At 49.7% G+C, this 24,716-nt stretch carries 16 protein-coding genes; 1 reads left to right on the forward strand and 15 read right to left on the reverse strand.

What is annotated here, in order from left to right:
- Positions 1-543: 543 nt before the first annotated feature.
- Positions 544-1,065 carry a Crp/Fnr family transcriptional regulator gene (locus tag HPT30_RS22765; protein ID WP_175373611.1) on the forward strand — a complete coding sequence of 174 codons (522 nt, stop codon included), beginning with the start codon at positions 544-546 and terminating at the stop codon, positions 1,063-1,065.
- Here HPT30_RS22765 and hmpA read toward each other — a convergent pair.
- From hmpA to HPT30_RS22840, 15 genes are all read right to left on the reverse strand, one after another.
- Complete coding sequence (gene hmpA / locus HPT30_RS22770) at positions 1,062-2,366, reverse strand: NO-inducible flavohemoprotein (protein ID WP_175373612.1); 1,305 nt, start codon at positions 2,364-2,366, stop codon at positions 1,062-1,064. The genes HPT30_RS22765 and hmpA overlap by 4 nt on opposite strands.
- Before the next feature lie 420 nt (positions 2,367-2,786).
- The gene (gene mglC / locus HPT30_RS22775) at positions 2,787-3,794 is read right to left on the reverse strand and encodes a galactose/methyl galactoside ABC transporter permease MglC (protein ID WP_175373613.1); all 1,008 of its coding nucleotides are present in this window, start codon (positions 3,792-3,794) and stop codon (positions 2,787-2,789) included.
- 254 nt (positions 3,795-4,048) lie between these two features.
- Positions 4,049-5,560, reverse strand: coding sequence for a sugar ABC transporter ATP-binding protein (locus tag HPT30_RS22780; RefSeq protein ID WP_175373614.1), 1,512 nt, complete (start codon positions 5,558-5,560; stop codon positions 4,049-4,051).
- 139 nt (positions 5,561-5,699) lie between these two features.
- Positions 5,700-6,785, reverse strand: coding sequence for a galactose ABC transporter substrate-binding protein (locus HPT30_RS22785; protein ID WP_175373615.1), 1,086 nt, complete (start codon positions 6,783-6,785; stop codon positions 5,700-5,702).
- 308 nt (positions 6,786-7,093) lie between these two features.
- Positions 7,094-8,119 (reverse strand): substrate-binding domain-containing protein, encoded by a 1,026-nt coding sequence (locus HPT30_RS22790; protein WP_246317356.1) that lies wholly within the window; start codon positions 8,117-8,119, stop codon positions 7,094-7,096.
- The gene (locus HPT30_RS22795) at positions 8,116-9,942 is read right to left on the reverse strand and encodes a sensor histidine kinase (RefSeq protein ID WP_175373616.1); all 1,827 of its coding nucleotides are present in this window, start codon (positions 9,940-9,942) and stop codon (positions 8,116-8,118) included. The genes HPT30_RS22790 and HPT30_RS22795 overlap by 4 nt, the downstream gene beginning before the upstream one ends.
- Positions 9,943-9,945: 3 nt before the next feature.
- Positions 9,946-11,595 carry a response regulator gene (locus HPT30_RS22800; protein ID WP_175373617.1) on the reverse strand — a complete coding sequence of 550 codons (1,650 nt, stop codon included), beginning with the start codon at positions 11,593-11,595 and terminating at the stop codon, positions 9,946-9,948.
- Between the two features lie 506 nt (positions 11,596-12,101).
- The gene (locus tag HPT30_RS22805) at positions 12,102-12,566 is read right to left on the reverse strand and encodes a GNAT family N-acetyltransferase (RefSeq protein WP_246317358.1); all 465 of its coding nucleotides are present in this window, start codon (positions 12,564-12,566) and stop codon (positions 12,102-12,104) included.
- Positions 12,556-13,746, reverse strand: a complete 1,191-nt coding sequence (gene purT / locus HPT30_RS22810; protein WP_175373799.1) for a formate-dependent phosphoribosylglycinamide formyltransferase — start codon at positions 13,744-13,746, stop codon at positions 12,556-12,558. Before purT ends, HPT30_RS22805 begins: the two co-directional genes overlap by 11 nt.
- Before the next feature lie 151 nt (positions 13,747-13,897).
- Positions 13,898-17,602 carry a dynamin family protein gene (locus tag HPT30_RS22815; protein WP_175373619.1) on the reverse strand — a complete coding sequence of 1,235 codons (3,705 nt, stop codon included), beginning with the start codon at positions 17,600-17,602 and terminating at the stop codon, positions 13,898-13,900.
- A gap of 714 nt (positions 17,603-18,316) precedes the next feature.
- Positions 18,317-18,583 carry an NAD/NADP transhydrogenase alpha subunit gene (locus tag HPT30_RS22820; RefSeq protein ID WP_066363024.1) on the reverse strand — a complete coding sequence of 89 codons (267 nt, stop codon included), beginning with the start codon at positions 18,581-18,583 and terminating at the stop codon, positions 18,317-18,319.
- Between the two features lie 2 nt (positions 18,584-18,585).
- Positions 18,586-19,296 carry an endonuclease III gene (gene nth / locus HPT30_RS22825; RefSeq protein WP_175373620.1) on the reverse strand — a complete coding sequence of 237 codons (711 nt, stop codon included), beginning with the start codon at positions 19,294-19,296 and terminating at the stop codon, positions 18,586-18,588.
- Between the two features lie 243 nt (positions 19,297-19,539).
- Positions 19,540-22,290, reverse strand: a complete 2,751-nt coding sequence (locus HPT30_RS22830) for an S-layer homology domain-containing protein (RefSeq protein WP_175373621.1) — start codon at positions 22,288-22,290, stop codon at positions 19,540-19,542.
- A gap of 77 nt (positions 22,291-22,367) precedes the next feature.
- A complete protein-coding gene (locus HPT30_RS22835) occupies positions 22,368-23,048 on the reverse strand; it encodes a GerMN domain-containing protein (protein ID WP_246317360.1) in 681 nt (226 codons plus the stop codon).
- A 104-nt stretch (positions 23,049-23,152) separates the two neighbouring features.
- Positions 23,153-24,589, reverse strand: coding sequence for an N-acetylmuramoyl-L-alanine amidase family protein (locus tag HPT30_RS22840; RefSeq protein WP_175373622.1), 1,437 nt, complete (start codon positions 24,587-24,589; stop codon positions 23,153-23,155).
- Positions 24,590-24,716: the final 127 nt, after the last annotated feature.

Here is a 24,716-nt window from a genome sequence, read left to right on the forward strand (position 1 = left end):
ATGCTTTCAGGCGAGTGCTTTGCGCCTACAGTTCCAAACTTCCTCCAAACTTCCCCTTCGCTCATCTACGCTTTTTGTTTTCTTTTGTTCGTCTTATATATTTCATTTTGATTTTATTAAGAACAAGACCAATCATCATCCACACGCACTTGACGGCCAGGCTCTACTGGCATGTTGTCGTACATAATTCCCCTACCATCAGGGATATATCCACGCTGCACATATAACCTTTGTGCGGTTCCATAGTCCGCGTACAGACCAAAACCAATCCCCACCTTATCCGACTTGGCAAAAGCTTGCTCTTCGAGCGCATCTACATGTGGCGAATTTGGACAGGTAGTTTCATAGCATACGTTCCTCCAGATTAAGCAAAATTATGCTTGATTGAAAAGTCAGATATATACTTTTTCCACCTTAGCGTTCTAACTCCTCTCGCACTCAGAACGAACCCGATGCTTTCAAACCTGCTATACTGTTAAAAAAGAATACAAGCGAAAATCAGTTATACCGATTTTCGCTTCTTTATCTTTACGGAGGTTAACTATGATATTACATAAAGGTGAAACATTATTCAGGCAAGGCGACTCCGGACCACTGTATCACTTAAAAAGTGGCATGTTAAAAATCGTGCGGCTCCATCAGGATGGATCACAGATTTTGGTCAATCTCATCGTGCCGGGAGAAATCATTCCGCATCACTCGTTGATCAGTTCGAACCCATATTACGGTACAGCCATTGCGCTTGTCACTTGTGAAATCGAAATTTTGCCCGAAATGGAGTGGTATCAGCACTTGGAACAAAGCCCTGACCGCTATCGGGAAATTGCTATTCAATTACAGGATAGGCTGCGGATCATGCAGCAGCGAATAGATCAGCTTACCACCGTCTCTCCCGCGGAAAAACTTCAGAAATTGCAGTCATGGTTCCAAGTCTATATATCTCCAGCCACGCTAACCGATGTATTAACACAAGATGAGATCGGCCAATTCATCGGGCTTCGCCGTGAGACGATTAACCGCCTGCTGCGCAGCCAGATGAAATCAGAGTCTCATTCCACCAATTAACGCTGTAGGGAAACGTCCTCTTTGGAGTTGCCCTCTTTGGAGTTGCCCTCTTTGGAGTTGCCCTCTTTGGAGCTGTCCGCATCCCCTTCCAAGCTGCCGGCAGGTCCAAAAAACTCATAATGAACATCTGCAGCAGGAACACCCCAGGCCTTCAACAGGCCATGTACAGTTCGCATAAACGGAACGGGCCCGCAAAAATAAAAGCTCGCGTCTTGGGTAGGAACTACCTGCTTCAACCAAGGCAAGTCGATATATCCCTCTTTATCATAAGCCTTCTGCTCTCTATCCTGGGCAGTTGGCTTTTCATAGCAAAAATAGGTATGGATGTTCTGAGAGCGCTCGGAGAGCTCCTCTACCTGTCGTCTGAGCGCATGCACATCACTATTCAAAGCGGCGTGGATAAAAGTGACTTGACGCTCCGTCTTCGCAGCAGCCAAAGTATTTAGCATGCTGACGAGTGGTGTTAATCCCACGCCCCCGCTAATGAGCACGACCGGACGGGAATCCTGCTGATCCAGTGTGAATTCGCCTGCAGGCGCCGACAACCATAACACATCTCCCGCCTTGACCTGATCATGTAAGAACACCGAGACCTTCCCCGCTGGCCGACCAGCCCCCTCATCCTCACGCTTAACGGAAATTCTGTAGTACGGTTTACCCGGGGCGTCGGAAAGACTGTACTGACGAATATGTGTATTTATTTCACCTGGGATTTCCACTTTTACACTAACGTACTGTCCCGGCTCAAAGGAAGCCAGTTCTCCTCCATCCTGCGGTACTAGATAAAAGGAGGTGATAACGCCACTCTCTTTCACTTTTTGTTCCACCCGGAAGGCTCTGTAGTCGGCCCATCCTCCTTGCTGCTGTTGTGCCTGCCCGTACATTTCGGCTTCTACCTCGATAAAGACACCCGCAATGACTCCATAGGCCTCTCCCCAGGCCTGAAGAATCTCCTCCGTCGCGCCATCACCTAGAACATCTTTAATTGCTGTAAGCAAGTTTTGTCCAACAATAGGGTAATGCTCTGCTTGCACGCCAAGACTGCGATGCTTGTGGGCAATCTGTTTCACTACCGGGAGAATCGATTCCAGTTTGTCGATATGTTTAGCCGCGGCGATGATTGCGTTGGCGAGGGCTGTTCGCTGTCTACCCTGGCTTTGATTCGCGTGATTGAAAATATTCAATAGTTCAGGATGGCTGCTGAACAACAAGTGATAGAACCGCTTGGTAATTTCCGTCCCGTGTATTTCTAGAACCGGAACCGTAGATTGTATGATTTTTATTGTTTTTTCGCTAAGCATAAAGCAGTCCTCGCTTTCATCTACTTGGAATATGTCAAGTATATGAAAAGAAAAGCCCCTATCAGTGTGATTAAAGTCACATCATTTCGTAACGATTTGTGAAGTGAATTTGATGGCTATCATAATTGTTCATTTCAGAGCGAAGCAATCGATATACCAAAAAGCGTTTGCGAGAAATAGCAAACGCTTTTTACTGACCTTCCCCCTCAGCGAGAGGATCGAGGCGTGACGAAGAGGATGCTTGGGACTGTAGGAGCGAAGCGTCCGTCCAAAAGCTTTCCGCAGGAAAGCTCGCATCGGAAGCATAAGCTGTCTCCGGATTTCAACCGCGCTCAGCGGTTTCAATCGAAGAAATCTGGAGACAACAACGGCCGAAAGTCCAAGCATTCCCCGCAGTCACAACGTTATCCTCAAGCCCGACTATCTTTTAGATGAATACTTCCGCATATCAAACGCCACTGCCGCGATAATTATCAGACCTTTGATAATCAGCTGGTAGTACGGGCTGATGCCGATAAAGGTCAAACCGTAGTTGATCAGGGTGAAGATGATAACCCCAACCAGAACGCCCGGCACGGTACCGATACCGCCTGTGGTAGATACACCGCCGACTACGCAGGCTGCGATGGCGTCAAGTTCATACATGTTGCCATAGTTGTTGGTAGCGCCGCCTGTTCTTGCAGCTTCAAGGACACCTGCCAGACCGTAGAGGGCACCTGCAATTGCGTAGATGTAGATCAAGTTCTTGGATACGTCAATACCGGATACTTTTGCCGCTTGAATGTTACCCCCGATAGCGTACATGTTCTTGCCAAGTTTGGTTTTGTTAAAAACTACCCAGACTATGGCTGCGACGACGAGGGCTATGATGACTATAAACGGTATCGAATATTGGCCGCTTCCAAAGAAGCCGGAACCAATTTTGGTGAAGTCGGGACGCAGACCGCCGATGGGCTGGGACTGGTTGGGCTCCATATCAAAGTACAGGGAATTAAGACCGTACACGATAACCATTGTGCCTAGCGTTGCGATAAACGGTGGTACACTGAGCTTGGAGACAACCAGACCATTTATGAGTCCACAGATAAGACCTGCGATGATAGCGATCACAATAGGAAGCAGTACATTCAGTTGCGGTAGATCGGGGAAGAAGCGACGTGAATAATCGGGAATCTGCAGCATCGAAGCAGAAATCACCGCCGTGAAACCAACAACCCGTCCGGCCGACAAGTCCGTACCCGCTGTAATCAGAATGAAAGCAACGCCAAGCGCGATGATAATCCGTGTGGATGATTGAATCATAATGTCACGCAGAGTATTCACAGAAATGAAACTTGGTTCATACAGTGCTATTCCCAAAATAAGCAACACCAATACGATGTATATGGCATTTTGGGTGACAAAGGACTGAGCTTTTTTTACGTTCATTAGTATGTTCCTCCTCAAAAGTTACGCGCAGCGTAACTCTCATCGTAAGCATAATCTGTTACGCGTAGCGTAACTCCCATCGTAAGCATAATCTGTTACGCACAGCGCAACTAAAACCGTAATTATCGCCTTGTTATGCGAATATTTGTTTTTATGATAATCATAAATCAGTTACTAGATGTTGAATTTCATCCTCAACAAATACCTTGTTATAGGAAGTTTATTTCTTTTCACAAGCTAAACTTGTTCCTATTCTAGTGCTGTGCGGCGAGGCGCATAACTTCCGTTTCCGTAGCTTGCTCGCCTTCTAATATCCCTGTCAGTTTCCCTTCAGACATAACCATAACCCTGTCGGACATGCCCAGCAGCTCTGGCATTTCTGAGGAAATCATAATGATGCTCTTGCCCTGCTTCGCCAAATCCGCGATGATCGTATAAATTTCGAACTTTGCACCTACGTCGATCCCCCGTGTCGGCTCATCCAGAAGCAGAACTTCCGGTTCGGTGAGCAGCCATCTGGCCAGCAGCACCTTTTGCTGATTGCCGCCGGACAGGTTCATAATTTGGGTCTTGGTCGTCGGTGTTTTGGTACGGAGTTTTTCGATCATTTTATCGACTTCTGCTTTTTTCTTCTTCCCGTTCAGCAGCATATAAGGCTTCTGATAACGGTCAAGGTTGGCAATGGCCCCATTCTCATGCACAGATAATACCGGGAAAATCCCCGTAACACGCCGTTCCTCCGTCAACAGTGCAAGGCCATGTTTCTTTGCATCTTTAGGCGAGTTGATCTTGACCTGCTTTCCCTTAATCGAAATGGAACCTGATTTGATGTTACGAAGACCGAACAGTGCTTCAATAACTTCCGTACGCTGCGCCCCGACGAGGCCGCCGATTCCCAGAATTTCACCGCGCCGCAATTCAAAAGAGATGTCCTTGAACGAGCGTTGTTCCGTTGAGGTCAAGCTCTCCACTTTCAAATAGACTTCACCCGGCACATTGAAGCGCTCAGGGAAGCGGTTGGTCAAATCACGGCCTACCATTTTGGAGATAATTAAATCGGTGGTCATCTCCGCGGCCGGCCAGGTGCCAATCTTTTTACCGTCGCGCATGATGGTGACATCATCGGAGATCTCGAGAATTTCCTCCATTTTGTGCGATATATAGATAATAGCTACGCCTCTTTTTTTCAAATCCCGGATAATCCGGAATAAGTGCTCCACTTCCACACTGGTCAGGGACGAAGTAGGTTCATCCATCACAATGACGCGGGAATGGAAAGAGACGGCCTTCGCGATTTCAATGGATTGGATTTTGGATACGGACAATTTACCCACCAAAGTCTCGGGCTTCAGGTCAATGTCCAGATCTTTAAAAAGATTTTCTGTATCCGTAAACATCTTTTTGTGGTCAATGAATTGAATCGGTCCGATGCCTTTGGTCGGAAAACGTCCCAGCCAGATGTTCTCCATCACACTGCGGAACGGCACAGGATGCAATTCCTGGTGAATCATTGAGATTCCATTTTTAAGCGCATCGTTGGAGCTTGTGATGGAGACCTTGTCGCCATCCAGATAGATTTCACCGGCATCCGGCGCGTAGATTCCGAAGAGACATTTCATTAATGTAGATTTACCAGCACCGTTCTCACCCATCAGAGCATGAACCGATCCTGGTCTAACCTTCAAGCTGACATCATCCAGCGCCTTGACGCCGGGGAACTCTTTCGAGATATTGTTCATTTCCAGCAAAAACTCGGCTTGAGCCATGTTGTTACGCCCCCTACGCTTTTTTTCTTTTCCATGAGAGGCACAGCGGTTCCATCCTGTTCCCTACCCGTAAGGAATATCAGGGAGCGGATAGCCGCTCCCCGTGTCTATCTTTTTAAGAATGTTACTAATAGAATGATTACTTCGCATCCGCAACGTTGTCTTTGGTGATCTTCTTGTAGGAGATCCAGACATACTGGTTGTCAGTGATGTCAAAGCCAACATTGTCTTTCGTTGGTGTTTCGCCTTTGGCAAGCAGTGAAGCTACAGTGATCGCAGCTTTACCTTGGTTGTTAGCATCGTTCAGAACGGTACCAAGCATCGTGCCATCTTGCAGAGCTTGAACCGCAGGAGCTGTAGCATCCACGCCGACTACCGGCATGTATTTATCCCCAGAGAAGTAACCGGCAGCTTTCAAAGCTTCGATAGCCCCGAGAGCCATGTCATCGTTATTCGCGAACACAGCTTCAATCTTGTCGCCATGGGAACCGAGGAATGCAGCCATTTTCTCCTGGCCTTTTACGCGATCCCACATCGCAGTATCTTCAGCCAGCTTTTCAACCTTAATACCAGCATCTTCTACAGCTTGAATGGAGTAAGTAGTACGGAGCTCAGCATCTTGGTGTCCAGGCTCACCTTTAAGCATTACGTATTGGAGCACGCCATCGCCGTTCTTATCAGCCTCAGGGTGTGCTTTCCAATAGTCAACGATCAGTTGGCCGGACATCGTACCGGATTCTTCGGCTTTAGCGCCTACATAGTAGACTTTGTCCCATTTCTTCATATCTTCCGGAAGCGGTTCACGGTTCAGGAACACAACTGGAATATTTGCTGTTTTAGCTTTATCGATAATGACGCCGGCAGCAGTGCGGTCAACCGGGTTGATCAGCATGCCGTTATATTTTTTGGTGATGAAGAGGTCAACCTTGTCATTCTGGGTAGGCTGGGAGTTTTGGCTGTCTACAATATCCACAGTGGCGATGCCTTCAGCCGATTTTTGAATCGCGTTACGAACACCCGTCATGAATGTGTCATCGAATTTGTAAATGGCTACACCGACCTTAGGCGTTTCCGCGCTTTTTCCTCCGCTGTTACCGGAATTTGTTGTGTTAGTGGTACCGGCCCCGGAGTTAGTTGTACTAGCAGAATTATTATTGCCGCCGCAGCCTGCAAGAGCAGCACCCAGCAATGCGCTGGCCAGTAATACGGAAGTGATTTTTCTCATTATTCATTGACCTCCTGATTCATTTCTTTTTCATTTTCCCCGCTCACTCTGGGAATATCTACATTATGCTTCATTTGAAAACGGTTGCGAATATAAAATACTACTCTGTTTTATAAAAATTCTCATGTACAAAAGGGTTCCTTATTCTTATATTACGTCCACTAAGTTTATCCCTTGGCGCTAGGAGAACTTCACCTTCCTGTTTTGGCGATATAAGATTTCCCGCCATCTGTCTGCACATAAAAAAGCCGGGCCACATATCGGGAAATCATGCCCTCCTGATTTATGCGCACCGGCTACCAGCCTGATTATCTTACAAAAGGGAACAACAGCTTCTGGTTCTCCGGCCATAGCATGTTGTCCAAATCTATGATTTTGGTTCCTGTATCCACCCGTTCCGGGACTTTGATACCTTCGAGAATCTCCACAGCGTGCTTAATGGCCAAATACCCGTTGCTGAATGGATTCTGCACTACCGTAGCCTGGACCGTTCCGTCCTGTAGCAGCTCCATCATCGATGGAGAGCTGTCAAAGGCCACCATTCTGATCCCCTTCAGTCCCAGCTGCTGTATCGCCTTGGCCGCTCCCTGTGAGCCTGTTTCATTCAAGGTAGCTATCCCTCTCAATCTGGGGTGCTGGTTCAGCATTTGCCTGGTCAATTCCTCTGCATTGGCAATATTGGAGGGCGTGTAAGCAATCTCGACAACATGGATATCGGGATAACGGGCAGCGTAGTTCAGAAAACCCTTTTCCCGTTCATCTGCATCCCTCGCCCCATAATCTATCGCGGTCGACGACACCGACTGGGCATTCTCGGTTGAACTCGTAAAGTTGATGATGCCAATCTCTCCATGTGCGTCCAGCAGCTTGATCAGGCGCTCGGCTGATTTTTGCCCAGCTTCATATCCGTTGGATCCAATATAAGTGGAGACTCTGGCTGATCCTACCTCAGCATCCACCGAAATCACGGGGATTTTGTTAAAAACCGCTGCCTTATCCACTACCTGTGCAAGCCCCATGTAACTGCTGGCCGCCAGTACGATCACGTCTGCTTTTTCGTCAATTGCGTTTTCAACCATCGCGATCTGTTCGTCGACGTCACTCTCCGAATCCGGGGCTTTAAACGTCAGCTTGACGTTGAATTCCTGGGCCGCTGCCTCTGCTCCCAGCTTCACGGTATTCCAGTAATCGCCCCTGCTCATTTTGACAATCATATGGACACTCCGGGTCTTGGCCGTGCTGATGTAATCAGGAGGCGAACTTATGCAGGAATTGAGCGCGAACCCCGCCGCAGCACAGCAGAATAGGATCAGCCAAAAGCGTTTGTTCATCATTCCTGAGCTCCCCCCTCCTTCTCTTCATCGAGTTCTTGAGACACCAGCGCAGGGAAAGTAAGCGTAACTGTAGTGCCTTCCTCTATGGCGCTTTCAAAGGAAATGCCGAATTCACGCCCGTAATAGAGCTTGATCCGCTCATTCACATTTCGCACCCCAACACCCGATCCAGTCCCGGACTTACATACACCCGTCAAAATCGTACTTAGCGTCTCCTTAGACATGCCAAGGCCGTTGTCCATGATAGTAATGACAATCAGCTTGTTCTGCAGCTCTGCCCGGATAGAGATCAATCCCTCATCTGGCATCATTTCAATTCCATGGTACAGGGCATTTTCTACAATGGGCTGCAATATGAGCTTGATGGTCTGGCATTGCAATACCTCATCCTGGGCGTGAATCTCGTACTTGAATTTGTTCTTGAAGCGAAAGCTTTGGATCACCAAATAATGGCGGATGTGGTCCAGTTCCTCTTGAACGGTAATGATATTCTTGCCCTTGCTGAGGCTGATGCGAAAAAACTTCGAGAGGGAATGAATCATCGTGACCACCTCATCGGTTTTCCCGCGCTCCGCGAGCCGAATGACCGAATTCAATGTATTATACAAAAAGTGCGGGTTGATCTGGGATTGCAGCACTTCAAGCTCGCCCTTACGCTTCGTTTCCTGCTCGTAAATGATCTGTTCCATCAACTGGCGGATACGCTGAAGCATGAGATTAAAGCGCTTGGATAACTGCTCCACCTCATAAGCCCCGCTGACATTGATAGGGGTATTGAGATCACCCTCTCCCACCTGCTTGACCGTACGCTCCAGCTTGCGGATCGGGCTGGAAATCCGGGCAGACAGCAGGACCGAGACGATGATCACACATAGGATTACAACGGCCAGGAACCAGGACAGGAACTGATTCAGGTCCCGCTTCGTGGTCACGATCTCGTCATAATAAGCCACCCCGACAATTTTCCATCCCGTCTCGGCCAGTGTACGCACAGTAATAAAACGTTTCTCACCAGTAGATTCATCCAGATAGCTTCGGTAAGCATACTCCAGAACAGGCTCCACATTCTCATATTTCAGTCCCGCATAGATCAGCTGCTGCTGCGGATGATACACAATATTGCCGAGGGAATCCAGAATGTAAGCATAACCTCTTTTACCAAGCTTGACCTGCTTGCTGAGTTCATCAATCGTGCCGAAGTTAAAATCAATCAGAAGGTTCCCCGTCTTGAGCACTCCGGCTTCACGGTATTGTATAAGCTTGCTCATGGACACGACCCATGTGTATTTGCTCTTGAAGAGATTCTGGATGTGAGGGGCCGAGAAAGAGATTTCTGAGGTCCGGCGGGGCGATGTATACCAGCTCTGGTTCTCAAGCTGCGTATTGTGGCGCATTTCAAGTCCCGGTACATTCAGGACCAGTTCACCCTGAGGTGTAAACAAAGCGACAGAGACCAGATCTTCCCGGGATTCCAGCAGCGTGGACATTCGTTCCTTGAGCATGGGGGCGCCAATATCCGGAGTCAGCGTGATCTGCGCCTCTGCCTTCTCATAAATATTGCGCATCCCCTTGGCGTACAACTCCAGGTTGTAATTCACCTGCTCGATGATCTGCTGCATGTTCAGATTGGCATTCTCTTCTGCGGTCTTGGCGAACTTGTTGTACAGCATAAAGCTGACGAGGACGGCTACAAGCACCGCGACGAATGTAAATGTAACTGTAATAATCAACTGGATACTGCGCAGCTTGGAGGATAATTTAATCGTGCCTCCTAAGGGCCGCTGCGGACGCAGCGGGAAGAAATGTGGTTTCTCCCTGCACATGCCTTATCCTCCTCTGGCGCTGTTCTTGTACTCTTTGGGAGAAAGGCCGTATTTCTTACGGAAACAAAAGCTGAAATAGTTCGGGTCGGCAAAGCCGATTTTCTCAGCGATCTCGAACGCCTTGAGCTCCGTGGAGCGAAGCAGCTCCTTGGCGGCCTCCAGGCGGATTTGCAAAAGATAGCTCACAAAGGTCATCTTCATTTCTTTTTTAAAAATACTGCTGAAATACCCTGTGCTGATATGCAGATGCTGGCAGACCTTCCCGATGGAGATTTCGGATTCCTCGTAATGATCACGGATATAATCCTTGGCCTGATCAATGAGCTGTTTATAGCTCGACTGCCGTTCCAGTGCGATGGAGTCCATAATCCGGGTACATAAGTTGATGATCCACTGCTTGGCCTCTTCGACATTGTTGAACTTGTTCATATCCGTCAGAGAGGAGAGCCCCGAGCCAAAAAGCTCCGCGGTCTCATTGCCAGCCTCTTTGGCAAGGCGGAGAATGGACGTCATAATCTCCAGCAAAAAAATCTGGTAATCCTGCATGGAGACCTGAGCAATATCCAGCCCGGCGAACAAACCGTCCACTACCGTCTTCAGCTCCTGAACCGTTCCCAGCTTGATCGTGCGAATCAGGGACTGCTGAGTCAGATCATCATAATCCAGCATTTGTGTTGATCTCGACTCTACATCCTCAATCCAGATCACCCGGTTGTTCCCCAGAATGACGCGATAGTCCAGTGCCTGCAGGGCATCCCCGAAGGAGTTAAACAATAACTCCGGTGACCGGCATACAGTACCCGCGCCCGAAGTAACGGTCAATTTCAGGAAGCGCTGCACATTCTGTCCGATCTCCTCTAAAATCGTGAAGGTCTTGCCTGTAATTTCGGCTTCTTCCTGCTCCGGGCTGACAGATAACAGCACCACATTATCCCGGTGGATAAAGACTTTGCCGAAATTATGCTTCTCACATATTTCCTCGGCAATATTCAGGACGGCGAAGAGCTGCAAATTGCGATCGCCTGTGTCACGTAGCGATACTGGTCGACCTTCCTCCGGGTTCTCCCTGCCTGTGTGCCGGATGTAATCCACACTAATAACTGACGCTTGGAACAGTCGGCCTTCCAGCGGAATGTCGTATTCCGCACGCTTTTCCTCAATTTCGGCACGGGTCAGACGGCGCGAAACTAGCGAGGACAAGAACTGCTCGCGGAGGACGGGCAGACTCTTCCGGTAATGTTCGCTTAGTACGAATATATTCTCTTTCTCCGCAATCTCCGACTCTATTGTCCCCTTCACCTTCAGCAGCACATCTATTAACTCTTGTGATGAAAACGGTTTCAAAATATACTCATCGATTTGCAATTTAATCGCCCGCTGTGCATATTCAAACTCATCGAACCCGGTTAAAATAATGATCTTCGTATTCGGATGGCGTTTGCGTGTCCATTCGGCTAACTGCAGTCCGTTCATGAATGGCATTTGAATATCGGTCACCACGACGTCTGGCAGCAAACGATCAATGGCATCGGCCGCTTCCCGGCCGTTCTCCGCCTGATCCACAACCTCAAATCCGTACTTTGCCCAGTCGATCTGTCCGATAATTCCTTCTCTTACATCTTCCTCATCTTCGGCAAGAATCAATTTATACATGCATCATCCCTCTTTGGGTTGGTTTTGTTATAAAAAAACTTGAAGTTTGCCCACACAGGTGCTGGTCGTCACTCCGGGGAATGTTTGGACTTACCGTCGCTGATGTCTCCAGATTTCTTCTTTATAAACCTCTTCTATTAAAACGAACTTAAGATTTCCACTTAAAGCTTGGTCGTCACTACGGTGAAATTTTGGACTTACGGTCGCTGTTGTCTCCAGATTTCTTCTTTTTAAACCGCTTCTAGCGGTTGAAATCTGGGGACAAAGGCGAACGCTTCGCTCCTTCAGTTCCAAACCTTCCCCTCTGTTACTTTCACACTGTTGTGATTTGTTTCAAGTTTATTTTATAACGCTGGTGTGCAGTAAGTACATTCTATCTGATTCATTCCGTCTAATCTATGGTTAAGTTATGTTATGGCCTTTTATGAGCGGAGAAATTTCGTAGATTATAAAAAAAAAAAACCATCCCGCAAGCCGGGATGGGTATGATCGGTAACGCAGAATTATTATAGCAGCGCTTTGTTAAAGCGGTATCCTGCTGTTTTTTCGAACCCGATGTGCTGGTAAAAAGCATGTGCTGGTGCACGCTCCACACGGTTGCCGCTTCTCAAAAACAGCTTGCAGCAGCCTTTATGACGTGCCCATTCTTCTCCAGCAGCTACTAGTCTTTTGCCGAGTCCGTTGCCGCGGATTTCCTCCGAAACGATGAGCGCAGTAATCTCTGTGATGGATTCCTGCTGTTTGGAAAAGGAGCTTACCTGCCTGAGGCCGATCATTCCCACTACTTCGTTATCTAGTTCAGCAACAAGTGTACATTGGAGAGGGTTGTTCTCCATGCCTTCAATTCTCTCTTTCATTACATTAACCGTTGTCGGATAACCGAGTTCCCGCAGTAGGGCTGTTATTCTCTCCAGATCTTCCATGCCACATTTGCGAATTTGCAGTACTGGTGCTAGGGTACTACTGTCCATTCTCATATACCTCCACTTTAAGCTTAGACGCTGCCTGCCTGGCGACCGTCCGTGCAATTTCCACATCTTCAGCCGCACTTAAAGCTACTGCCATTCTCCGTCCGGGCCGGGCTTCCGGCTTACCGAACACCCGGACCTGCGTGCGGGGAAGCGCGAGCGCCTCATCCAGTCCGGTTACTGCAAAAGCTTGTCCCGCGGTCTCGGCTTTTAGTGTTGCCGATGCTCCGGGTGTGAGTAATTGAACACATTCCAGCGGAAATCCCAGAATGGCTCTGACATGTACTGCAAATTGAGATAAATCCTGTGTGGCCATGGTTACCATGCCGGTATCATGCGGCCTTGGTGATACTTCACTGAACAACACGCCTTTAGACGTCAGGAACAGCTCCACTCCAAAAATACCGCGGCCTCCTAGCTGATCGGTTACCGCTTTGGCAATGGCTTGCGCTTCCGCTAGCTGACCTTCGTCCATCTGATGAGGCTGCCATGATTCCACGTAGTCGCCGTCCTTCTGAATATGTCCGATGGGCGGGCAAAATACAGTTCCCGACACCGAACGAACCGTCAGCAAGGTAATCTCACTCTCAAAAGTCACAAAAGCTTCTACGATGACTCTGGTTCCCTTGGCTCTTGCACCTTCCAGAGCGATATTCCAGCAATGCTCCGCATCCTCCGGGTTCCGGCAGACACTCTGCCCTTTGCCAGAAGAGCTCATAATCGGCTTGATCACACAAGGTGTACCAAGTTCTGCAATTGCCTGCCGTAGCTCGTCCAAACTATCCGCAAAGCGGTAATCTGCAGTTGGCAGACCCAGTTCTTCAGCGGCAAGGCGGCGAATGCCTTCACGGTCCATCGTCAACCGGGCAGCCCGTGCCGTCGGCACGACTGCAAAGCCTTCATCCTCCAGCTCCTGAAGGGCATGGGTCGCAATGGCTTCAATCTCCGGCACAATGACATCCGGCTTCTCCATACGGATCAGTGCCTTAAGAGCATCCGCATCCAGCATGTCGATCACGTGGGAGCGATGAGCCACTCCCATGGCCGGAGCACCCTCATAACGATCTACTGCTATGGTCTCTACGCCAAGGCGTTGAGCTTCAATAATAACTTCCTTACCCAGTTCACCACTGCCCAGCAGCAGCAGCTTGCGGCTTTGAGCTGAAAAAGGAGCTCCCCACATTGTCGACTTCAACCTCTTTCGGCAATTGACTGGCACTTTCTGTATTTTCAGTAAAAGTGACAGTATCCATGTATTTTTCAGACTTCTTTATTTTCATCCATCATCCGCCAGATTGCAAGTGTTCTTCGACAATTTACTACAATCTTCACTTTTAAATGTCGAAAGTTTCTCCAATACGTCGCAATTGGAGGGCCAATTCGCCCCAACGCTCCGCCGAATCACCCCCTTTCTGGAGATTCGTCATGGCTTCCTCCTGTTCGGATAATCTTTCGCGCAGCCGATCCGCGGCGATATTCAGGGCTGCCTGGGCGCCCACCGCGTAATGTTCCAGCAGTTTGGGCTCCTGAGCAGCTACCGCAACGGTAATGGCTTCCTTCAGCAGCGGTTCCACTGCGGATTTGACCTTATCCCGCCCACCGCCTTCGAAGAATTGACGCGGGGACTTGAACATCCCCCATAAGGAAGTCCAATGTATTGGCTGAAGTCGCAAGTCCATCTCAGCCGGCGGGCTCCAGCGGATTTCTTCATCATCCACCAGTTGAGCTTCACCCTCCATAAAAGGTAACTCAGCCGCTGCAGCTGCTACGGCTTCATGTACCAACCTGTTCCCGGCGGCTTCAAGCCGAAGGGTCGTCGCCCATAGCTCCTGTTCCAGTTCACGCTGGACTGTCCGCCACAGCTCCGCTCCACAAGCCGAGAAGATTTCCTTCAGATTCCCGGCTTCTTCACGCAGCAATGAAGGATGGAAGGATTCCTGGAAGAAACGGCCGAAGGTGAATCCGATCCGCTGCCGCACATGGTATAGCAGCTCTTCTCCTTCACGGCGAAGACTGTTGATTGGACGGACTTCGGTCTGTAGAAGAACAAGCCGTTCTTGCGCCTGCCCCATTCGTTCCTTCAGCAGGATCGCTTCCGCCTCCCGCTGGCTCTCCTCACGGGAAGCCAAGGCTTGCCATTCCTCCGCACGGTGGATGACTGAGGCCAGGCTATCCTGTGCAGCAGCAAGCGATAACTGTGGCAGCTCTTCACCAGCAAACTGAGAAAGGGCCTGCTCAAAATGCTGAAAACGGGAGCTCTCGTATATGTCACGCTGGTCCGAGGTTTTGCCCTCCAGTGCCAGCAAGCTCGACAGCGCATAAATGCGCGGTGCATGCAGTCCGCCTTCACGCAAATTTCGGACCACATGACCCCGAACCTCTTCCAGTTCTTCTTCTCCAGAGGCCAGATCAGAGGCATTGATGATGAAGAACATTTTATCCAGGGCGAAGCTGTCCTTGATTCGTCCCAGCTGTGCCAGCAGTCCCCGGTCGGCCTTGGAAAAGGCATGATTGTAATACGTGACAAATACGATGGCATCGGCTTCCTTCATATATCCGAAGGTGACGCCGGTGTGCCGTGCATGCAGGGAATCCGCCCCGGGGGTATCTACCAGCACAATGCCACTCTCGGTCAGCGGGCAGGCATAATACAGATCGATGCCTTGTACAAAGCAGGCCCGCGTCTCCTCTGCAACCAGCTGCCGGTACTCCTCCAGCCCTACAGTCCGTATAGTTCCAAGCAGCGGCTCGGCTTCCTTCCAGCCGGCGGCTGCAGCCCGCAAGAAGCCGGCATGCGGCAGTGCGGAGGGATGAATGCCCCCCAGGGGCAGACTGGACAACACCGCACTCCAGGATTCGGGCTGCGGCACGCCAAGCCCCAGCACGCTGAAGGAATGGGTAATGTCATCCCAGACATCAGCCTGCGACTTCATGGTCACTACCGCGCTGGCATGCCGGAAGTCCCCTTCCGGCGCCAAAATGCGGTTGACCGCCGCCGTGGCGGGATGGGGAGACACGGGCAGCACCTCTTCGCCCAGCAAGGCGTTGGCGAAGGAGGATTTGCCGGCGCTGAACGCTCCGAACAGCGCCAGTGTAAAGCGGCCGCCGGCGAGGTCCTTCGCCCGCGCCGCCAGGCTGCGCGCGGCTGAGGCCATGGCCGGCTCGCCGCGCAGCAGTTCGCTTGCCGCCGCCAGTGCGCCGGCGGCTGCGGACAACCGTCGCCGTCCACCGGCCGGCGACACAGCTCCCGCCGCCCAGCCTGGGGCGGCGCTTTGAGCGGCCGCTGTGCGCAGCGGCGGCCGGGTGTCACGCGCCGCCGCTGCGGCAGGCGCGTGCTGGGCAGTCCTCACCTCCGGCAGGATGCCGGGGGTGAGGCTGCGGCGCGGCGGCAGCAGCGCCGCGAGCTCTGCCGCGCGCTGCTCCGCTGCGCGGTCCAGAGCGGCGAGCGCAGCGGCGGCCGCCGCCTGCTGCGCGAGGTCTGCTTCGCGGCGCGCAAGCTCTGCGCGCCGCTCCTCCATGAGCGGCGGCAGCTTCGCCAGCAGCTCATCGCCGAGATCCAGCGCCGCGCGGCGGTAGCGGCTCTTAATCTCTGCCGCCAGACTGCGGCAGAGATTGAGCAGCGCCTCACCCGTATGACCGCTCCCCGGCTTCACCGAGGCCGCTAGCCACTCCGGGCTTACCGCCGGGAAAATCTCCTTCAGCTTCGTATCATCATCCTCACTCCACAGCTCCAGAGCTTCCGCCCATTCACGAAGAAGTGGCCCAGTATGCCACTCGATCTGGGCGGACACCTCGCGGATCAGCAGCGCATGCCAGGCAGCAAGCCGCCCGCTCTGCTCCTTCTCCCGCTTGGCAGCGGTAAAGAACAGCCCCCGCCGGAATCCCGGGCTCATGCTCTCAACATATGCCCCCGCCGCCTCCCGTACATCGGCGGGCATGAGATTCGCATTGCCTAGCAAATTCTCCAGCGCAGAACGGAGCTGCTGCCTAGAATGCTCAGGAAGGTCTTCCAAGTCCTTCTTCTCCTGCTCAAGAGAGGTCAGTTCCCGCTCTACAGTCTCACGGTTCGTACCATCCAGCTGCTGTGTCCACTGCTCCCGCTCTTCACGCTGCTCCTCCCGGTACGATGCCAGCAATGCGTCGCCTGTATGATGAATGGAACGCGACAGGCTGAATTGCAGCAATTCCTGCCTGGAGGACAGTAGCTTTGTAATCAGCTTCAGCAGTTCTTCCCATTGATTCAGCGGATGCTCCTTAACCTTCAACGAAGTAAACAGCATCCCGCTGTGCTTAATCCCCCAGTGATGGAAAGCGCTTTCCAGTTGCTTCTGATATTCTGTGATCGAAATCTCACGTTCGCGGTGCTTGTCAATCTGGTTAATGATCAGATATAACGGTTTACCCCAATCACTAAGATTTTTGGCAAAGGCTAAATTATTCTCCGACTGTACATGGTTATAATCCATCACGTAGAACACAACATCCGCCAAATGAAGTGCCGAACGTGTCGCTGTCTGGTGACCGTCATCCGTGGAATCCACGCCCGGTGTATCCATCAAGACTCCATGGGAACCGAGCAATGGTGCATCCTCCCAAACCTCAATCGCTGAATATTCCCCGCCATCACGGCAGTATTCCTGCAATCGCTCCTGGGTCGTTTCCCAAGGTACCACAGTCCCGCCTGCTCCGGTTCGAGGATAGATCAGTACACGCGGGGAGCCGCTGCGGATAGATACAATATTGGCACTTGTTGGAACAGGACCCGAGGGAAGCACCGTACTTCCGCACAGTTTGTTGATCATACTGGATTTCCCGGCGGAGAAATGTCCGCAAAAAGCAATCGTCAGTTCATTCGCCTTTTCTTTTTCCAGCAAATCACCAAAAATCTGCCCGGTCTCATCTTCACCCCAACGTTCGGACAATTCTTTCAAATCCAAAAGCTCTACTGTGGTTTCACTATCGCTTGTTGTCTCTGCTGTTGTCTCTGCTGTTGTTTCATTACTGGCTTTTCTCTCTGCCTTGGCTTGTTCCGCACCCATCCGCTCTCCACCTCTACTCTAGCCTTATAGTCCAATTATAGTCCAATCGTACTGAGTGAATTAACGGGAAAAACTCCCGCTAATTCGCAGAAAACTCCCTTTTACATCCAAATAACAGGAATTTATGCAGTTAAAACAATCAAACAGGTTCACATAGTAGCAAATATGTCGGAACAACGGGAGAAATTCCCGTTATATATCAAATCTGCACCTAAAGTGCCGAAATAACATGATTTATTCCCGTTATAATCTGCAAGAATAGAATAATTCCATTTTATCACCGGTCTGCCACAAATCAAATACACACTAATTACAAAATAACCTATAATCCCTTACGAACAGACAGAACTGCCCTGACGTTTAGCATCTGATAAATCTTCCTCGACATCCCTATTTCAGTATCCCTGTTCACCCTCCCTTTGAATGCCACTTCGGTCGAATGTTTGGACTTCCGGCCACTGTTGTCTCCAGATTTCTTTCCATAGTTTCGCTGTTTACGGTTGAAATCCGGAGAGATTATGCTTCCGATGCCAGCTTTCCTGTGGAATGCTTTTTAGCTCGCGCTGTCGCTCCTACAGTTCCAAACTTCCCCCTTCGTTCCGCCTCGCTTTTTGTTACTTTCTTTTGTTCGCTTATATAGAAAATACGAAAAAGAGCCTGCCCAAGGGGGCAGACTCTTTTATTACGGATAAATCACAGATCATCCCGAATGTGTTATGCACTTTCCAATTCAGGCAGCAGAATTTCGAATACTTTACCGTGCTGAAGAATAGTCAAGCCACGGGACTTGTCTCTCATAACAACTACCTCAGGCTTTTGCGACATACGCTCCAGGTAGTGTTCAGGCACTTCGCCGGAATGGCTGATCGTAATGCCTTCAACTTCCTGCTCTTCGTTCTCTTCCAGTGGGCTATCCACTACGCGGTCAAAAATATCCGAAAACACTTCAAAATTGTCAGTGTACACAGAAATGCACTTCATCTCTATCCCATCCTCTTCTTCATCTCTAACTCTTTGCTCTTTCGCATATGATCTTTATCTTTCCTGATCACAGACGATTTCATACGTTTCTTTCCCTCACGGCATACATCAAGAAGCGGACAAACCTGACATCCCGGGTTCTGGGCCTTGCAGTGATATCTTCCGAAAAAAATGAGCCGGTGATGCGTCAGTGTCCATTCGTCCTTCGGCACCGCCTTCATCAGCTTCTTCTCCACTTCCAGTACAGAATCCTTCCAGCCTGCCAGGGCAAGCCGCTTCGCGACCCGCTCCACATGCGTATCCACAGCAATCGCAGGCACACCAAAAGCATTTGACACCACCACGTTAGCAGTCTTCCGGCCAACACCTGGCAGTGTAACCAGTTGATCATGAGCCTGGGGAATTTCGCCCCCGTATTGCTCAATCAGGATGGAGCATAGACTCTGTATATGCTTCGCCTTGTTGCGGTAAAGGCCGATGCGCCGGATATCCCCTTCCAGCTCCTCTATAGGTACGGAGACGTAGTCCAGGGGAGTCTTATACTTTTGGAACAGATCCACGGTCACTTTGTTCACCGTAGCATCCGTACATTGGGCTGAGAGCAGCACGGCTATCGTTAGTTCAAAAGCGTTGCTATGAATCAGCTCACAATGCGCATCAGGAAACAAGTCACCCATCGTATCCAGAATGTGGCGGACTTCTGCAACCTTCATAGCGTCCCTCCGCTTCACAATTTACGCTGCACATGCCAGCGCTTCCCATTTTGATGTAAGGAAATATAAACAAAGTATGTATTATAGCGCAGTTCTCCATACATTTCAACTCCATGAAAGGACGGATCATGCATAACTATAGATAAGGATCACCATACCTTGCTATATTTCAAAAAAAACGTCCTGACGCAGGCAACCCCTTGCGTCAAGACGGTGTTTCTCACAGAAATCCACCACTCGCAATTATTGTTTCACAACTTCTATTGCAACATCGTTATTGAAATACATTATAATCTTATCATTTTCTTTGAGAGATTGCACGGATAATGTCGTGTCACCTTGATGAATATATGCATTAGGTGCTAACCGGAAACGATTGGAATTATCGTTCATGTTATCCCGCTTCACCACAATTTCGTTCGACGCACTCTCATAACGTGAGAAGATGCGGCTTGCCTGAGTTAGCACCCGTACGATGATGGAACCATTAGCATCTTTCCGGGCTTCAATCCGGTCTGCAGTAGTCAAGCTTCCAAGCGTCGTCGTTGTTGTGCCATCTCTAGTAATTTTAATTCCGCTGCTTGTGTTAAAGGTCTGCACAGCCCCTGAATAATCCTTCACGGTCAGCGTTCCCGCAGTGGCATCTACCCCGTTAACCGGGCCTGTAGTTAGCTTGACAGTCTGAATGGCAAGTGGAGTCGAACCTTCAAAGGTCACATTCACAAAATCTCCTGCCTTCATCTCAGTCAACTTCGCAGTCTGCCCAGCTTCATTGGTCAAAGGCAACTGAGTAGTGTTGATCTCGCTGCTGCCTCCATTGACTTTAATCGCAATACGATTAGTTCCCGAATTGACCATCGAAGTCTCGAGTTGCAGAACGGATTTCACTTTTAGCACGGAGATGATATCCTGGTTCGTACCCAGCGCTGCTATTACGCTACTGCCAATTGGCACATCGGTAATCGTAGCGTTACTGTTACCGAACTGCTCCACCGAATTTGGATAAGGGAGAGTAAGACTTTCCCCGGCATTGACCTTGATGACCATCGTTCTGGCTGAGGTATTGACGGCTGTCAATGTACCTTCATATTTGGTTAGCAGCTCCAGCGAAAGAGCTCGCATGCCGAGCGCCTTCAAGTTTATTTTACGGCCCTCAGTCAATCTTGCTCCAACTGTCGTCAGGTTCGGAGCAATACCGTCATACGCCAGCTTGGTTTTATCATCTAGCTGGATGACATGCGGTTTGCCGCTCACATCCTTGATCGTCAGCAGCTGTGTTTTGGAATTATAATCTACAATGGCCGCTCCGCTGAACTGGTCGATCTGCCGGCTCAAGACCTCAATCTTGGTGACCTGATCATCACTTCCGAGTGTAAGCTGTATATTGTCTCCTCCAGTAGCATCTGCCACCAGATCATCACTGGAAGGATTCGCAATGCCAGGAATAACAATCGCCGGCTTAGCCGCCAGCAGCTTCACCTCGCGTCCGCCATCCTTTTTCTTATACACAACGGTTGTACCGGTAATCTCGTTGAGCATACCTTGGACGGTGCGCTCAACACCCTCGGTAACCTCTAAAGAACGGATTACATTTTCTTGAATCGTGTATTTGACTGCAGCACCCACCTTCAAATCAGCAGGCTGCAGAACACTGTTCTGGGAGCTGAACAACGAGTTGCCATCTTCCCATTTAAAAGTCTCAGGTACACCGGCAGCATTTTTGAAAGTTATGGACTTATCCGTAAGGTTAACACTTTGAATTGTGCCTGTTGTGGTCTTATTGATCACACCTGAGGTTACTTGCACCTTTACTACCTTGTGAGAACCGCTATATGTTTCCCGTGTCAACGTTACGACACTATCCGCCACCAGTGCAGACGGCTCAATTTTATTGCCGCTGGCATCCAAGAAAGTTGTCGTATCATCGTAGTAGTACTCAGTAAAACCTGTTGCCGATTTCAACCACAGCTTGTTCCCTGGAGCCACCATGGCAAAATTACCACTCAGGCTTTCAATTAGCTGTGTCGGATCAGTTATCTCCACATAGGAAGCATTATAAGTAGCTCCAATAACAGTTACCTTCGTGTACGGCTGAAGATCGCTCAGATTAATTCGATTCTCAGAAGTGCTGGTAAAATATGCAGTGCTGGCATTCAGTCCATGCACAGACGTATTTCCGTTATCGTAGACAGATAGTCTGTCACTTTTCAGATCGCTGATATAGCCTTCCACAGTATTGTCATATACAAGCCCTGACTGTGCTTCTGCCCTACTGAAGAAAGTCGCCAATTGTGCACGGGTTACAGCACCCTGCGGATCAAAACGGTTGCCATCCAGCCCGTTCGCCAGACCGAGGCTAACCGCCAAGTTTATGTAGCCACGTTTGTTCGCGGACACCTTAGCATCGTCGGCAAATCCTGTCGAAGCATTCCCTGAAGCTACTGCATCAGCACTCTTGCCGAGTGAACGGATCAGCAGCTCTGCAATCCACTCCCGGGAAGCTTTGCGCTCACCCCAGGAAGTTTTCTGATTATCTGCTGTCATTTCAGCAGTCTTATCAAGTAAGCCTTGCTGAAGTGCATAAATCACGTAGGACTTGTAGTAATTCGATACTTCAAAACCCGTTGGAAGAACGGTTTGTGTATTAGGGTCCGCATTACCCGCCTGTTTCATGAAGCGCAGCGCCATCAATACAGCTTCTTGCTGGGTTACGGGGTCGCCGGGACGGAACAAGCCGTTGTTGCCGACAATAATCCCCTGCCCCGCTAATTTATAAATATGCTTTTCGGCCCAAAAGCCTGTTTTTACATCGCTAAATGTGCTAGGGGCAGAGACATTGCTCTGATTCGCTGGAGGGTTCGCTGTAGTGCTCGCAGAACTATCTGCAAAAGCCGCGCCTGTTCCACCCAGAACCATAACCCCCGCCAGAACGGCCGAAACCGCTTTGGCAGAATAAGGCTTCACCCTACGTTTCAATCTCTTTTGTCTGGACAATAGGTTGTTCTCCTCTCAATAACCCATGATTGTTGTGTACCTAGTACTTCGCCAAGCAGCTGTAGAATTCCTGCGTCTTACAAGCTGTTCTCTCTGGTCATGGGATGCTCCAGATCAACATGGCCCATCAAACTTTCAACTTTCTGGCCGTCCACCAGCATTTCGATGCTCTTTACTTCGTCGAATTGGAAGAAAGTTTTGGCAAGGGCGGACATCGCCATGGATTCCCCACCAGCGCCCAATTGTGCATCTTGTGGTTTATGGATATCCATAAGGATCTGTCCATCCTCAAATTTGAGTGATTTCAGCTCAATTTTGCCCCACAGCGGAATTTGCTCTTGATTATCGCTGCTTTGCAGCGCTTTGAAGGCATCACTGTACTTCTCCACTGGATCGGCAAAATGGATTGTGGCCTTCGCAGTCACAAGGTCCAATAGCTGTGGATCAGTATAATAGACATCGATACTTTGGCTTTGCTTCTCTGCAGCAGCCGGCTTTTCTGTAGCGGTCGGTGCAGGCGTACTGTTGACCGAATTATTTCCGGGCTCCTCTGTAGCTTCAGGCGATGCACTCGGAACTACCTGATCGCCGCCTTCCGCTGTATTATTGTTGCTTCCGTTCTCTCCAGCACCGTTCACAACGGCAGGCTCCAGATTGTTGCCATTGGCCGGAGCAGCCGTCGGTTTATCGCCGCAACCGGCAATTACGAGTAAAAGCAGAGCAGCAATTCCTGCGTAACCTAATTTCTTGTTCATCATTCCTAATACCCCCTTAGATGAATACGAGCAGACCTGTCCGCATAGTTTTCGGGCCGAAAAACAGGCGGGAAATAACTGTGCGGCGCTGGTCTGCCGTTAAGCTGTTATTTTATTCCGAGATATTCATTGATTCCGCTGACGATCCCAGCGGCAACTCTACTTTGGAAAGCGTCATTGAATAAAAGGGCTTCATCGTTTTTGTTACTCAGGTAGCCAACCTCCAGAAGCACCGCAGGCATCTTTGTTTCCCGTATGACATGGAAATTGCCATAGCGTACACCTCGGTCGCTTATGCCGGTGGCTTGTACAAGGTATTTATGCATCACGTTTGCCAACGCTTTGCTGGCATCACGCTGATAATAGGTTTCACTCCCGCTGGCTGAGGAGGACGCACCACTGTTGGCATGAACGGAGATAAAAAGATCCGCTTTCAGATTGTTCGCCAGGGCTGCACGATCTTTCAGCTCGATAAACGTATCGTCGCTTCGTGTGAGCACTACGTCAACCTTATTCTCCTTCTTAAGCAGGTCAGCAGCCTTCAATACGACAGCCAGATTAAAGTTCTTCTCATACTTTCCTGTTACACCCACAGCACCGGAATCTTTGGCGCCATGCCCTGCATCCAGAACAACCAGCTTTCTGCCGTTATTCACTGGTGGAGTGACAGGATCGGTTGTCGATGGTGCATTAAGATCGATGACCACTAACTTTGAAGTATCTCCGGTAACATTCACGCTGTAATTCTTCGCATGAGCCAAATCAATGACAAAGCGTACAACATAAGGATTCGTATTATACAGTGAATAGCGAACCCCTATCACATCGGGATAATCAGTAACTGCAAGACTGCCGTTCAGGTTGGAATCAAGAGCCTGTCCAGTACCAAAAACATTCGAGAAGGTAGCATTCGGCAGATCTACAACAATACGATCCGGGCCGGTTACCACAGATACCTTCGGCTCGACTTTACCATCGACAGCAATGGTCAAGCGGTTCTCATTGAAACTTAAACCATTTACCTGGGCCAGATTTACAGTAGGGTCCACAGGAGGCTGCCCATCTCCTGGATTGCTTGGGTTCTCCGGCTGGGAACCGTTATCTCCCGGAGCGTTTGGTGTAGTCAATGTTACAATCTTCTGCGAATTGTTCCAATCAACCAGCAGACCAAACTGTTCGCTGATGAAACGGATCGGCACTAGCGTCGTATTACTGCGCAGTAACGGAGCAGTGACCAAGGTAACGGTCTTGTCATCGACAGAAGCCGTTTTCTGATTGACCACCAGCTTGATCGTCTTGAATGAATCAGAGATGGTTACCGTCTGACTCTTCTGCTCCCAGTCCACCTTGTAGCCAAGATTCTCTGCAATCATTCTTAGCGGGACCATAACCGTGCTGTTCACATTTTCAACAGGAGCTCCTTGTTCCGCCGTAATCTCCTTGCCATCCAGAATAATTTTGCTGCCCGAGGCAGCGGCATGTCCATTTTCCGGCAAGATCAGTACAAAAAGTAACAGCAACAGCATAAAACCAAATTTCTTCATTCTCCACCTCTAAGAATCTAGTATTCCGCCTGAGAAAGACGTTCTTGTTGACCTGACGACCAGCAACCTTCGACATCTATTAGACGCCGCCACTCTTCAAAAGTTGCGAATATATTCCATAGGGGAA

This window comes from Paenibacillus agri (assembly GCF_013359945.1).
GTDB lineage: Bacteria > Bacillota > Bacilli > Paenibacillales > Paenibacillaceae > Paenibacillus_AQ > Paenibacillus_AQ agri.